Annotated in this window: 10 protein-coding genes; 7 read left to right on the top strand and 3 right to left on the bottom strand. The window is 60.7% G+C overall.

All coding sequences use genetic code 11. The annotated features are described in order from the left end of the window. Positions 1–79 precede the first annotated feature (79 nt). The 4 genes from ACGK9W_RS17590 to ACGK9W_RS17575 all read left to right on the top strand — a co-directional run bounded on the left by ACGK9W_RS17590 (position 80) and on the right by ACGK9W_RS17575 (position 3,923). Complete coding sequence (locus ACGK9W_RS17590) at positions 80–262, top strand: hypothetical protein (protein WP_139043687.1); 183 nt, start codon at positions 80–82, stop codon at positions 260–262. Between the two features lie 223 nt (positions 263–485). Next, positions 486–1,868: a CmpA/NrtA family ABC transporter substrate-binding protein gene (locus ACGK9W_RS17585; RefSeq protein ID WP_008176939.1), complete on the top strand. Its 1,383-nt coding sequence runs from the start codon at positions 486–488 to the stop codon at positions 1,866–1,868. A 27-nt stretch (positions 1,869–1,895) separates the two neighbouring features. Further along, positions 1,896–2,903, top strand: coding sequence for an ABC transporter permease (locus ACGK9W_RS17580; RefSeq protein ID WP_286803757.1), 1,008 nt, complete (start codon positions 1,896–1,898; stop codon positions 2,901–2,903). A gap of 153 nt (positions 2,904–3,056) precedes the next feature. Further along, positions 3,057–3,923, top strand: coding sequence for an ABC transporter ATP-binding protein (locus ACGK9W_RS17575; RefSeq protein WP_339621696.1), 867 nt, complete (start codon positions 3,057–3,059; stop codon positions 3,921–3,923). Between the two features lie 10 nt (positions 3,924–3,933). Here the strand turns inward: ACGK9W_RS17575 and ACGK9W_RS17570 are convergent, their stop codons facing one another. Beyond that, positions 3,934–5,229 (bottom strand): nitrate- and nitrite sensing domain-containing protein, encoded by a 1,296-nt coding sequence (locus ACGK9W_RS17570; protein ID WP_053113573.1) that lies wholly within the window; start codon positions 5,227–5,229, stop codon positions 3,934–3,936. Between the two features lie 384 nt (positions 5,230–5,613). On the opposite strand from ACGK9W_RS17570, the gene ACGK9W_RS17565 reads away from it, so the two are divergent. The 3 genes from ACGK9W_RS17565 to nirD all read left to right on the top strand — a co-directional run bounded on the left by ACGK9W_RS17565 (position 5,614) and on the right by nirD (position 9,934). After that, positions 5,614–6,846 carry an FAD-dependent oxidoreductase gene (locus ACGK9W_RS17565; RefSeq protein ID WP_273096890.1) on the top strand — a complete coding sequence of 411 codons (1,233 nt, stop codon included), beginning with the start codon at positions 5,614–5,616 and terminating at the stop codon, positions 6,844–6,846. 25 nt (positions 6,847–6,871) lie between these two features. Continuing rightward, positions 6,872–9,379, top strand: coding sequence for a nitrite reductase large subunit NirB (nirB, locus tag ACGK9W_RS17560; RefSeq protein WP_405417884.1), 2,508 nt, complete (start codon positions 6,872–6,874; stop codon positions 9,377–9,379). A 186-nt stretch (positions 9,380–9,565) separates the two neighbouring features. Continuing rightward, positions 9,566–9,934: a nitrite reductase small subunit NirD gene (gene nirD, locus ACGK9W_RS17555; protein WP_008176927.1), complete on the top strand. Its 369-nt coding sequence runs from the start codon at positions 9,566–9,568 to the stop codon at positions 9,932–9,934. Between the two features lie 135 nt (positions 9,935–10,069). Here nirD and ACGK9W_RS17550 read toward each other — a convergent pair whose 3' ends face one another. After that, a complete protein-coding gene (locus tag ACGK9W_RS17550) occupies positions 10,070–13,240 on the bottom strand; it encodes an efflux RND transporter permease subunit (RefSeq protein ID WP_273018479.1) in 3,171 nt (1,056 codons plus the stop codon). Continuing rightward, positions 13,240–14,316, bottom strand: a complete 1,077-nt coding sequence (locus ACGK9W_RS17545) for an efflux RND transporter periplasmic adaptor subunit (protein ID WP_227507862.1) — start codon at positions 14,314–14,316, stop codon at positions 13,240–13,242. Before ACGK9W_RS17545 ends, ACGK9W_RS17550 begins: the two co-directional genes overlap by 1 nt. Between the last annotated feature and the right edge of the window lie 145 nt (positions 14,317–14,461).

Below are 14,461 nucleotides of genomic sequence, written 5' to 3'. Positions count from 1 at the left end.
TCATAAAAAAAGCCCGCCAATCCGGATGCCTTGGAGGCGCATCAGGGGCGGGCTTCTTTGCCAATGGAATCAGGTTGTCTTGAACAGTCGCATTACCGGCTGCAATAACAGGGCCATTCCGATCAAGGGCGGCTCCGGGCTCTGCCAGACACCGACTATGGCGGCTCTCGAGGATTTCAGCCCCGCATCAATGCGCCAAGGCTCCGGGCCAACCATCAAATCCGGTATCAAAGTGGTGCAAACCTGGCCTACCACGCACTAAAACCAGACGAATGCCCGCTCACCATACCTGCCGCCTCCTCGAAGAACTCTCCTAACTCGTTGTTTTATTGAGACCAGCCGAGATGGCACGGCCCGTGCAAGACTATAAACAGAGACGCGCGTTACGACTCAACAGAAAACTGATCCCCAGGCACAGGCGCCTGCTTTCCGGCAACGGAGAGCGGGCGTTTTTGCGTTTGGGCCACACAGAATGAGGTATATCCATGTACACGCTCACACGAAGAACCGCCCGCTGGCTCACTCGAATTCTGCTTACAGCCACCGTCTGGACAGTCAGCACGGGGGCTCACGCGGAGATCGGTCCGGCCGAGAAGCCGGACCTCAAGCTCGGCTTTATCAAGCTGACCGATATGGCGCCCCTGGCGATTGCCTGGGAACAGGGCTTCTTTATGGACGAAGGCCTGTTTGTTGAACTGGAAGCGCAAGCGAACTGGAAGGTCCTGCTGGACCGGGTGATTACCGGAGAACTGGATGGCGCCCATATGCTCGCCGGCCAGCCTCTCGGCGCCTCCATTGGCTACGGCACCCGGGCCGATATCATCACGGCCTTCAGCATGGACCTGAACGGCAATGGCATTACGGTTTCAAACGATGTCTGGGACACCATGAGCCAGCACATCCCCGACAATGCCGACGGCAGGCCCGAACATCCCATTAGCGCCAGCGCGCTGCGGCCGGTCGTGGAAGCAGCCCGGGATCGGGGCGAACGGTTCCGGATGGGCATGGTGTTTCCCGTGTCCACCCATAATTACGAGCTTCGCTACTGGCTGGCGGCCGGTGGCCTGAATCCCGGCTACTACGCGCCCCAGCGCGGCGACACCAGCGGCACCCTGGAAGCCGACGTGCATCTGTCCGTAACTCCGCCGCCGCAGATGCCCGCCACCATGGAGGCGGGCACCATCCAGGGCTACTGCGTAGGTGAGCCCTGGAACCAGCAGGCCGTGTTCATGGGCATCGGCGTTCCGGTGATTACTGACTATGAGATCTGGCCGAATAACCCGGAAAAGGTCTTCGGCGTAACCCGTCAGTGGGCCGAGGACTACCCGAACACCCATCTGCGCCTGCTGCGCGCCATGATTCGCGCCGCCCACTGGCTCGATGAGAACAACAATGCCAACCGGGACGAGGCCGTGAAAATCCTGGCCCGGCCCAGCTATGTAGGTGCCGATGAGGCGGTGATTGCCAACTCCATGACCGGCACCTTCGAGTATGAAAAAGGCGACGTTCGCGAAGTCCCGGATTTCAATGTCTTCTTCCGGTATCACGCCACCTACCCGTATCCGTCCGATGCCATCTGGTATCTCACCCAGATGCGCCGCTGGGGCCAGATACCCGAGGCCAAGCCGGACGACTGGTATATGGAAACCGCAGCCCGGGTTTACCGGGCCGACATCTACCAGCAGGCAGCTCGTTCACTGATTGCCGACGGCACGCTGAAGGCCAAGGATTTTCCGGACTTCGATGCCGAGAACTTTCAGCGCCCGCAACAGGGCGAGCTGATTGACGGTATCGCCTTCACCCCCCGAACACCCAACGCCTATATCGACAGTTTCGAGATCGGCCTGAAAGGTACGCAAACCCCGTAACCGGGTTTGCAAGGAGGTTTGATAACCATGACTACGATTACTTCGGCCAAAAAACCCTCCCAGCCGCCGCGCTGGCTGGGCCAGAGATTCAGGTCCCTCGGTGAGTCGCTGACACCCGGCCAGCTCGCCGCCACCGGGCGCCAGATGTTGCTGCCACTGATAGGTATTCTGGTATTCGTCGGTTTCTGGCATCTGGCGGCACCGCAGGTGGATACCTCACTGGGCAGCTTCCCGGGCCCGGCACAGGTCTGGGAACAATCGGGGCAACTCTGGCAGGAGCACGTCAACCAGCGCGAGCGGGCCGACAAGTTCATTGCCATGCAGGAAGAGCGGAACGCCCGGATTCTGGCGGACAACCCCGAGGCTGAGGTCAGGATTCGGAATTACCCCGGTGCCCCCACCTTTCCCGACCAGATCCTGACCAGTCTGGTTACGGTCCTGGCCGGATTCATCGTGGCGACCGCTATCGCCGTGCCCCTGGGCATCGTGGTTGGCCTGAACCGGCACTTTCAGGCGGCGGTCAACCCGCTGATTCAGGTTTTCAAACCGGTGTCACCGCTGGCCTGGTTGCCGCTGGTGACTATGGTGGTCTCAGCAACCTACGTGAGCGACGACCCGATGTTCGAGAAGTCGTTCCTGACCTCCATGATCACGGTCACCCTGTGCAGTCTCTGGCCCACGTTGATCAATACCAGCGTCGGTGTGGCCGCGGTCAATCCGGATCTGCTGAATGTCTCCCGGGTGCTGCGGCTGTCGTTCTGGACCCATGTCCGCAAGGTGGTTTTGCCTTCTTCGGTGCCGATGATCTTCACCGGCCTTCGGGTGTCGCTGGGCATTGCCTGGATGGTGCTGATCGCGGCCGAGATGCTGGCCCAGAGCCCGGGGCTGGGCAAGTTTGTCTGGGACGAGTTCCAGAACGGCAGCAGCCAGTCCCTGAGCAGGATCATGGTGGCGGTTCTGGCTATCGGGTTTATCGGGTTTGTGCTGGATCGGGTGATGCTGTTGATTCAGCGCAGGGCGGCCTGGAACGAATGAGCCCTGGTTTGGAGTATGCCGCACCGGGCAGGGGATGCCTCCCGGGACACGCGGTGAATACATCCCTGTACGCTCCGCAAAAACATCCATGTTTTTGAGGGTCCCGGGAGGCATCCCCTGCCCGGTGCTCCGCATGATTGAGAGGTGACTTCTATGAGTAAAACACATTTGGAACTGACTGGTGTTGAGATGGCGTTTGATACGCCGAAGGGGCCATTTGTGGCCCTGGACAACATTAATCTGAAGATACAGAAGGGCGAGTTTGTTTCCCTGATTGGCCACTCCGGTTGTGGCAAGTCCACCGTCCTGAACATTGTGGCTGGCCTGCTTCAGGCGACCAGGGGCGGCTGTGTGCTGGATGGCCATGAGGTGAATTCGCCGGGGCCGGAGCGTGCGGTGGTGTTTCAGAACCATGCGCTGATGCCCTGGCTGACGGTGTACGAGAATGTCGAGCTGGCAGTGCAGCAGGTTTTTCGAAAATCCATGGGCAAGCAGGAGCGACGCGACTGGATTCATCACAACCTGGAGCTGGTGAATATGGCCCATGCGGCGGACAAGCGGCCGGGTGAGGTCTCCGGTGGTATGGCCCAGCGAGTGGGGATTGCCCGTGCCCTGGCCATGAAACCCAGTGTGCTGCTGATGGACGAGCCGTTTGGCGCACTGGATGCACTGACGCGGGCCCACCTGCAGGACTCACTGATGGAGATTCAGCAGGAGTTGAATAACACCGTTATCATGATCACCCACGATGTGGACGAGGCGGTGTTGCTGTCAGACCGGATCATCATGATGACCAACGGGCCCGAGGCCACCGTGGGCGAGGATCTCTACATTGACCTGCCCCGGCCGCGCAACCGGGTGACTCTGGCCGATAACCCGGAATACGTGCATTACCGGCAGGAGGTCTTGCGCTTCCTGTACGAGAAACAGCGCAAGCTGGAGCACATCTCGCCACGTCGTTCGGGAAAGCCGGAAGCCTCCGAGGGTGAGCAACCGAAGGCCCGGGCCGCCAGGGCGTGATACGTTTCGGTTACTTCAGCACATCCGCCATGGACACCAGGGCCCGGGCTACCTCGGGCAACTTCCGGCCCTGGTCCATGGCCAGTTTCCTTAATACCCGGTGAGCTTCGTCGTTGCTGATCCTGCGATGCTCCATCAGCAGTAGCACGGCTTTTTCCTGGGTTTTGCGGTCTTCCAGAGCCTCCCTGGCACTCTGCAGTTCATCGGTCATCTGTTGCAGGCGCCGGGTCTGCTCCTGGACCAGATCGAAGATGGAGCGGCCAAACTGCTGACCAATACCATCGCTGGCCCAGGACTCACCGGCCTGTTGTTCGTTTCCGGAATCGCACAGCACCAACATGGGTTGAGAAGCCGGTTCCTGGGCATCCAGGGAAGTAATCAGGGTTTCCTGGTGGGCCAGCGAGTTTCTGGCATCGGCAAAACGCTCGGTGCAACGGGCATGAAAACAGCCCTCCACGGAATCCTCTATCTTTTTGAGTTCGTCCATCCGCTCAGACATGAGCCTGAACCATTCATCGGCCAGGGCCGGATCCAGGTCTTTATAACGACCGATGGCAGTGCCCCGCTGGCGAAGTTTTTCAATTTCGGACTCACGGGGGTTTTCGCGCAGTTTTTCCCACAGGTCCAGGGAACCCTCATCGGCAAAGCTGTTAAACACCTCGAAACAGCGCTCCTGCGCCTCAATCAGGTGCGCCATGCGCTCTGACAGTGCACGATCAAACCGGCCACTGGAAAACCCCGCCGAACCGACAGCCCGCTCCTGTCCACAGAATTCTTTGCCGTTCATCAGGTGCACCATGGCCACCAGAAGCCCCGCTATGGTGGGGTCAACCGCGGTATCGGCAGCTTCAAACACAACCGCAATCAGGTTGTGGATCAGGGTACTGTAATCCTCGGTGGCAGAGGCCGCAGTTACTTTCCGGGCCACCACACACCGTCGCAGTTCGGGCAAGCCCTCAAGGCCGTGAAGGGCGCTCGCAAGCTGGTTAAGCAGGCGGCTACTGACAGGATGCGCCGTCAGTTCCTGGTGTATCTCGGCAAGGGCCTGCTCAAACTCCGAACGGAGCCGATCCGACGTCGCAACCAGGTGTTTTCGCTCCTGGGCAAACTTTTCGCCGGAAGAACCAAGAAACACGTTAGACGCACCTCGCTCGCACTGCAGTGCATGTACCAGATTGCTGATGCACTGGACCAGTTTGCCCATCTGCAAGAAGTACTGGAGGTTCATCAACTCGCAGCTTTTCGAGGCAATCAGGTAATCGCCCGCGGATGGCGATTTATAGGCGGCGGCACGTTTGGTGTTCATAACAGACTCCGGAGGCAGACAGCCTCTAATGCGACAATCACGGTCAGATCAGTCACTCGCGTAACCAACCTCTTGCCAGTGCGCAGCAATTACCGCGCCACCGTATCTGGCCCAAAACCGTGCAATCCGCCCCGTCGCAGGGCAGTTTTCAAGTGTTCGTATTGGTGATAGCAGCCTTATAGAATTCTAACTATATGATTTTTAGAGGTTCTCAGAACTGGCACGAAGATCGCTTTGCAATTGGTAAGGACGAACGTCCCGGCCAAGGATCAGGCCGGACCATCAGATCATTGTTGTTGGCATTGGCGCCGGACCATCGATTTCCCCTTGGGAATAGATGCTCCGGCTTTTTTTGTTTGGTCGGAAAGTACGGGTTCGAGCGAAATGACAGGAAACACTGAATCGACACTGGTGATCTGCGGGCACGGCATGGTTTCGCAACGCCTGCTGGAAGCTCTCTGCCGTGGGCGAGTCCGACCGTTTACCCGCATCATCGTGTTCAACGGCGAAGCACCCGCTGCCTACAACCGGATACAACTCTCGCTGCTGCTCGCCGGTGAAACAAACGAAGCTTCTCTGGCCTTGCAGCAGGACGAGTGGTTTCGGAACAACGGCATTGAAGTCTGCAACGGAGAACCGGTAGTCACCATCAATCGGGAAGATCAGACGGTGACCACCGGATCCGGTCGGATACAGCCCTATACGCATCTGGTGCTGGCCACCGGATCCCGGCCTGCAAAACCGGCGCTACCGGGCGCAGACCTTCCGGGTGTCATGACCTTCCGGGACCTGGAAGACACCAGGATCCTGATTGAGTCTGCTGGCCGCCATCGGCGGGCGGTGGTCGTCGGCGGAGGCTTTCTTGGCCTGGAAGCCGCTGAAGGTCTCCGCCAGCGTGGTATGGCCGTCACCCTGCTGCACCGCAGCGGCCATCTTCTGAACCGTCAGTTGGACAGAATCGGGGGTCAGCTCCTGCAACAGCACATGGAAGAGCGGGGCGTAAATATTCGCACCGGAACGGCTCCCAAAGCCCTGCTCGGGCGTTCCATGGTCCGGGCCGTCCAGCTGGATGACGAAACTCTCGTCAGCACGGATCTGGTGCTATTCGCCACCGGTATCACGCCTGCTACCGAGCTTGCCCGGACTGCCGGCCTGGAATGCGATCGCGGCATTCTCGTGGACGGGCAGCTAAGCACCAGCGATCCGGCAATCTCTGCGCTGGGTGAGTGTTGTCAGCGTGGAAACACCACCTTCGGACTGGTGGAACCCGGGTACCAGCAGGCCGAGGTGCTTGCAGGCGTGCTCAACGGAAACACTCCAGACGCCGAGTATCGGCCGGTGGACACACCGACCCGCCTGAAGATCAGCGGCGTTCCGATTTTCTCCTGCGGACAGATCAGCCCCGACGGGGACACCGAATCCGTGGTCTGGCAGGACCACGAACAGAACCACTATTGCCGGCTGCTGATCCGCAATCAGCGCCTGACCGGCGCCGTACTGCTGGGCGACACCCGGGACGGCCCCTGGTACAGCCAGCGCATTCAGCAGCAGGACGATATTTCCCGCTACCGGGACTTCATTGCATTCGGCAAGAACTACTGCGAGGCGGCGGCATGAGCCGCTCCGGAAAGAGGACAGACCCATGAGCAAGAAAACCCTGATAGTCGTCGGCAACGGCATGGTCGGCCATCACTTCCTGGAACAATTCTGCGCCAGCCCGGCCGCTGCCGATTTCGAGATCATCGTGTTCGGCGAGGAAAAACAGCTGGCCTATGACCGGGTCCACCTGTCCGAGTATTTCGGCGGCTCCAGCCATGCCGATCTCGCCATGGGTACCCTGGAGTGGTACACCGAGCAGGGGATTCAACTGCACCTGAACGAACAGGTAACCGGCATAAACCGGGAAAATCGCACTCTGGAAACGCCCCGTGGCAGCTACCGGTACGACGAACTGGTGCTGGCCACCGGCTCCTATCCGTTTGTACCCCCTATCAAGGGCAATGACCGCCCGCACTGCCTGGTTTACCGGACCCTGGATGATCTGGATGCCATTCGCGCCAGTTCAGAAGGTGCCCGCACGGGCGTGGTGGTAGGCGGTGGCCTGCTGGGTCTTGAAGCTGCCAATGCGCTCAAGAGCCTCGGACTGGAAGCCCACGTGGTGGAATTTGCGCCCCGGCTGATGCCGGTTCAGCTTGATGCCGATGGCGGCGCGCTGCTGCGCCACAAGATCGAGGAGTTGGGCGTTCAGGTACACACCGAGAAGGCCACCACAGCGATCACCGAGGGCGAGGATGCCCGTCTGCGCATGAATTTCAGCGACGAATCCTTCCTCGAGACAGACCTGATCGTCTTCTCCGCAGGCATTCGGCCCCAGGACGCCCTGGCCCGGGCCAGCGGCCTGGAGATCGGCGAGCGCGGCGGCATCGTGATCGACAACCACTGCACCACCTCGGACCCCCATGTGCACGCTATTGGCGAGTGCGCACTCTGGGAGCAGAAAATTTTCGGCCTGGTGGCCCCCGGCTACACCATGGCCCGCACATTGTCTTCCGCCCTGAACGGCGATCGAGACACTGCTTTCACCGGTGCCGACATGAGCACCAAGCTCAAATTGCTGGGTGTAGACGTGGGTTCCATCGGCGACGCCCATGCCCAGACCCCGGGCGCTCGCAACATCCGCTTTAACGATGAACAGGCCGGCCACTATCGGCGCATGGTGATCAGCGAGGATGGCAAGACCCTGCTGGGCGCCATTCTGGTGGGCGACAACAGCCACTACGACACTCTGCTGCAATACGCCCTCAATGGCATCACCCTGCCGGAGAATCCGGAAACGCTGATCCTGCCGGAGAGCCAGGGCGGCGCGCCGGCCCTGGGCCCGGATGCCCTTCCGGAAACCGCCTCGATCTGCTCCTGCCACAACGTGACCAAGGGCGATATTTGCGGCGCCATTGATGCCGGTTGCTCGGACCTTGGCAGCGTCAAGGCCGAAACCAAGGCCAGCACGGGCTGCGGCGGCTGCACCGCCCTGCTCAAGAACGTGGTGGACAGTGAGCTGAAAAAACGCGGCGTGGAGGTCAGCAAGGATCTGTGCGAGCACTTCCCGTACAGTCGCCAGGAGTTGTTCCACCTGGTGAAGGTGAACGGCATCCGCACCTTCCGCACCCTGATCAGTCAGCACGGCAAGGGCCACGGCTGCGACATCTGCAAACCGGCCGTGGCCTCGATTCTGGCCACCTGCTGGAACGAGCACATCCTGGCCACCGACCACGTGCCGCTTCAGGACACCAACGACACCTTCATGGCCAACATGCAGAAGAACGGCACCTATTCCATCGTGCCGCGCATCCCCGGTGGCGAGATTACACCGGACAAGCTGATTGTGCTGGGTGAGGTGGCGAAGGAATACGATCTTTACACCAAGATCACCGGTGGCCAGCGGGTGGACCTGTTCGGCGCCACCCTGAGCCAGTTGCCGGAGATCTGGGAAAAACTGATTGCTGCCGGGTTCGAGACCGGCCATGCCTATGGCAAGTCACTGCGCACCGTGAAGTCCTGCGTTGGCAATACCTGGTGTCGCTACGGCGTTCAGGACAGCGTGGGCATGGCGATTCGCCTGGAGGACCGCTACAAAGGGCTGCGGGCGCCCCACAAGGTGAAGATGGCGGTCTCGGGCTGTACCCGGGAATGCGCGGAAGCCCAGAGCAAGGACTTTGGTGTGATTGCCACGGAGAACGGCTGGAACCTGTATGTCTGCGGCAACGGTGGCATGCGGCCCCGCCACGCCGATCTGTTTGCCACGGATCTGTCTGACGAGGAGCTGATCCGGACCATTGACCGGGTGGTGATGTTCTATGTGCGCACGGCCGACCGGCTGCAGCGCACCAGTGTCTGGATGGAAAATCTGGAGGGCGGCCTGGAGTACCTGAAGCAGGTGGTTCTTGAGGACAGTCTGGGGATCGGCGCTGAGCTGGAGGAGCACATGGAGGGGATTGTTGGGACCTACCAGTGCGAGTGGAAGACGGCCGTCGAGGATCCGGAGAAGCGGAAGCGGTTCCGGGAGTTTGTTAATGCGCCTTCGCAGTGCGATCCGGTTCAGGAGTGGACGGTTGAGCGGGGGCAGCGTCGGCCTGTTTTGGAGTCTGCGTAGCCTTTAGGTTCTGGTGAAGAGCAAGGCGCCATGGGGGTGCTTTTCTTCTGGGAAAAACAACTCGCTTCGCTCAGACATCTTTTTCCCGACAGAAAAGCACCCCCATACCACCTCGCTCACCAAGCTTCCGTGGTATCGCTTGTAACGCACAGTTGAAATAAACGCACAAGGAATAGGAGAAACACAATGAAACCACGCACTCGTTGGGAAGCCGTTTGCACCGTAGACGACCTGGTGCCGGAATCTGGCATCGCGGTATGGACCGAAGAAGGTCCGGTGGCGGTGTTTTATCTGCCGCATCGGCTGCCGGCGTTGTTTGCCATCAGCCATACGGACCCGTTCAGCGGCGCCAATGTGCTGGCCCGGGGGATTACCGGGGATCTGAAAGGGGAGCCGGTGGTGGCGTCGCCGTTGTACAAGCAACATTTCAGTCTGCTTACGGGTGTCTGTCTGGAAGACGATACCGTGCGGGTCAAAACCTACCCTGTCCTGCTGGACGGCAACCAGATCCGCTTGGAAGTACGGGCCAACCAGCGAGAATCCATCGCGGCCTAGGCCCTTAACAATGCCGGCGAAAGCCGGCGCGTGGTATGGGAAGTCTTTGTGCAGGGGAAAAGATGTCTGAGCGAAGCGAGTTGCTTTTCCCCGGAAGAAAGACTTCCCATGGCGCGTGACGGCGATACTCCGAGGCTAAACCTCTCTGGAGCGACGCCAACGCTCCCGCCAGCCAAGAACAAAGATGGTCAGTGACGGCAGAAAAGTCACGGTTACGATCGCTGCCCCCAGCAGGCCAAACAGAACGATAGCGCCCACGCCGCGATAGAGCTCGGTGCCTTCGCCGGGCAGGAACACCAGGGGCGAGAGGCCGCAGATGGTGGTCAGGGTGGTCATGGCAATCGGGCGCAGGCGGGTCTGGACGGCGGCGGTGACGGCCTGTACTACGGTAACGCCTTTCTGGCGCAGGTTCTGCCGGGCCTGGTCCACCACCAGGATGGGGTTGTTCACCACGGTTCCCATCAGGATCAGGAAGCCCAGCATGGTAATCATGTCGAAGGGTTGTCGCAGAGGCTGGAGGCCGATCATGGGCAGCAGGCCACCGACCAGGTTCATCAGGGCCAGGCCCACAATGCCACCGGCCACGCCAAGCGGTATTGCGGTCATGATCAGCAGCGGGAATCCCCAGTGCGCGAAGATGGCCACCAGCAGCAGGTAGACAATGGCAATGGCAATGGCAATGATGAAATTGCCGGTCAGAGCCTCCCGTGTGGCATTAAGCTGATCGCTGGCGCCGGAAATATCCACGTTCACATTCGCGGGCAATGCGCCGCTGTCCCGCATGAACTGCAACAGTTCCGTGCGTACCCTCTCAACGCCGGCTTCGAGCGGCACATCGTCCGGGGGAATCACGTTCAGAGTCACCGTGCGGCGACCGTCCACCCGGCGGACCGTGCTGGTATCGACGGTTTCCTCGATGGTAGCCAGGCTGGAGAGCGGCAGGGTAGCACCCTGGGGGGTGTGCACCATGACATCCGGCAGGCTGTCCAGTGACGGGTTGCGACCCTCGCTGCCGTAGACGTAGATATCGATCTTTTCGTCGTCCAGGAAGAAATCGTCGACGTAGCTGCCCTCGGTTAGAGAGGCTACGGTGAAGCCAATGCTTTCTGCTCCCAGACCCAGTTCAGCCGCGCGATCCCAGTCGGGCATAATCTGGATCAGCGGTTGCGCCAGGGACAGCGTGGAGGGCTGGCTCTGGATGCGGGGGTTGTCGAAGATCTCCTCGGCCCGCTGGTAAGCGGCATTGGCGGCGCTGTAGACCGACACCAGGTCCGGGCCGGAGATGTCCAGGTTGATGCTGCGGGTGCCGCCGTCGTTGCTGGAAATGATGGAGCCCTTGGCCGCGAAGGCGCGCATGCCCGGGAACTGTTCATAGAACCGGGTGATCTCGTCCATCAGGGCTTCGATGTGCCTTGGATTCAGGGTCTCGGCGATGATCCGGATCCTGGTGGGCGTTACCTGCATGTTGAGATAGGCCATGGGCGGCACGCTGGTTTCGCCCGCGGCGTAGGCCTGGCCGTCCGCGTTCACGTGGGGCAGGAAGTAGTCTTCCACCTGGCGGGCAATGGCTTCCATCTCCTGCAGGTTGTAACCCGGCGGCGCCGACATGGCGGCAAAGGTCTTGGGCTCCTCGCCTTCCGGCAGGTATTCGGCGGGTGGGGTCAGCACAAAAATCACCCACAGGCTGAAGCCGACGGTGGCTGCCATCACCAGAAGCCGGCGCACCGTGCCATTCACCAGCCATCGCACCGCCCCCATGGCGGCCCCGCTCCAGCGACCCGAGGTTTCGTTGCCGTATTCATCGGTGGTCACGCCCCGGCGGCCGAAATCCAGCCGGGCACAGAGGGTGGGTATGATGGTGATTGCCACCAACATGGAGGCGAGAATGGCAGCAGAGATGGCAATGGCCACGTCGGAATACAGCTGGCCCGCCTCTTCCTCGATAAACAGGATCGGCAGGAACACCAGGATGGTTGTGGTGGTGGACGCCAGCACCGCCGGCCAGACTTCGCGCACGCCCTTGAGGGCCGATTCGAAACGGTCCAGCCCCAAACGCCGGTGTCGCTCGATGTTCTCAAGCACCACGATGCTGTTGTCCACCGTCATGCCGATGGCAAAGGCGATACCGGCCAGAGAGATCACGTTGATGGTGCGGCCGGTGATCAGCAGCCCGATAAACGCGGCTATGGCACACAGCGGTATGCCCACCACCCCGGCAAACGTGGCCCGGCCGGACCTCAGAAACAGGAACATCACCAGGGTTGCGAAGGCGGCACCGATACCCAGATTGGTCCAGACATTGGCAACCGAGGCTTCCACGTACCGGGCATCGTCTGCGGTCAGGCCCAGGGTCATGCCCGCAGGTTCCAGCACTTCGCGGTTGATGGCGGCGACTTCGTCCATCATGGCGTGCTTGATATCGATAACGTTGGATCCGCTCTCCCGACGCACCTGCAGGCCGATCACCCGCTGGCCATTGACGACGGACAGTTCCCTAATCCGTGAGTGACCCTGCTGCACCTGGGCAACCTCGCCCAGGCGCACCACGCTGTCACCCTGTCGGCGCACCACCAGTTGCTCCAGGGATTCAACATCATCAAAGCGACCCACCGTGCGCAGCAGGTACCGGCGCTTGCCGGAATCAATCTCGCCACCGGAAATGTCCTGGTTGCGGCTGACAATGGCATCACGCAGATCGAGCAAGCTCAGGCCACGCTGGGCCAGGGCGGCTTCGTCCACGATAACCTGCATTTGCCGGTCGGCACCGCCGCCGACGGTCACCTCGGAAACCCCCGGCACGCTCTCCATCCTGGGCCGCACGCGGTCCTCGATAAAATCGCGCATCAGCTCGATGTCCAGCTCACGGGGATTGCCTTCGAGGGTGGCGATGCGAAAATACATGAATGCGTTGGAGGAGAACGACGCCGCAACTATGCGCGGCTCATCGACGTTCCTCGGATAATCCGGCACCTGGCTCAGGGCATTATTGATCTGGATCAGGGTCTCGGTGATATCCACCCCGAACGGAAATTCCAGCTCAATCTCCGCTGCGCCACTGGAGGCGGTGGAGGTCATCCGGCTCAGGTTCGGAACATTGCGCAGGAACCGTTCCTGCTCGATCAGGATGTCTTTCTCGATGTCCTGGGGCGTGGCGCCTGGCCAGCTGGTTTCCACCGTGACCGTCCGCACCTCCAGATCCGGAATCATCTGGACCGGAATCCGCAGTGCTGCAGCAGCCCCAAGGATCGCGACAATCAGGGCAATAACGGTGACCAGAGTGCCGTGGCGGATAATGCCGGCAAACATCAGCGGCTCTCCCGTTCGGCAATGCGAACGCTGATGCCCTCGCTCAGGGACTCGTTGCCACGGACCACCACCTGCTGGTCCGCTTCAAGACCACTAGTGACCTCTACCCGGCCCTCGAAGCCGGTGCCAAGGCGCACCCGCTTTTCGCTCACGGTCCAGGTGTCTTCATCCCCCGGTTCGGCGATCCACACGGTGGTTCGTCCTTCGGGATACCGGTTGATGGCATCGCGGGAAACCGTCAGGCCACGTTCACCGGTAGTGACCCGCAGTACCGCCTGTACCGACATCCCCGGGAGCAGCTTCACGGATTCGGGCTTGATGGCGCGGAGGAGAAAGGTTCTGGACTGGGGATCGTTGACCGGTACCAGAACATCGATGGTGGCGCTGCTCAGTGCCTGGTCATCCTGCACCAGCAGCCGGCTGTTGTCGTCGATGCGTTTGTAGAAGGACTGGGGTACCTGGAAATCCAGACGAAGGTTGTCGGTATCCACCAGAGTCAGCAGCTGGTCACCGGGGGTAACCCATTCCCCGAGATCCCGGGAGCGCTGGCTGACCACACCGTCGAAGGGCGCGGTCACGCGGTGGCGCCCGGCCCGGACTTCCACCTGGCGGCGGGCGGCTTCCAGGCGAGCCAGGGTCGCTTCGCTGGCGGCCACTTCACTTTCCCGTGCACTGACTTCGGTGGCCGCGATATTGCGGCCTGCGCCGACGGATCTGGCCTCACGCAGGCGACGCCGGGCTTCCTCCAGGCGACTGCGGGCCTCTTCTGCCTCGGCTCTTGCCGCGGCCAACTCCCAGGTAACCAATTCGTCATCCAGCTCGACCAACACATCGCCCCGGTCAACACGATCACCGGTTTCCACCCGAACCTCGTCCAGCAGGCCCGCAACCGCCGCCGACATGCCAGATACCCGAAGGGCATTCACCGTACCATTCAGGGTCACTTCCTGAACGATATCTTCTGAAGAGACGGTTTCCAGCTGAACACCAGGCAGGTCCTGGGCAGCGGTGAGCACCGGAAACAGGCTGCACAAAAACAGAACAACACCCTGCAGGCTCTTCATGGGGGTAGCCACGTCCTTTTCTCCAAGATTCATTTCGATGGATGCAATTACTAACCTTAGTTCATGGCTTACGAAGAAAAACCCCGTCCAGACCTTGGCCCGCGTTTGACCTGGCCGGTGCGGAGAATGCGAACCGTGGTCAATCACGTTGCCAGCT

It is taken from the genome of Marinobacter flavimaris, from assembly GCF_045057155.1.
Classification (GTDB): Bacteria; Pseudomonadota; Gammaproteobacteria; order Pseudomonadales; family Oleiphilaceae; genus Marinobacter; species Marinobacter manganoxydans.
Note: the sequence above shows the minus strand (reverse complement) of the source record. Positions and strands in the feature narration are given on the sequence as shown.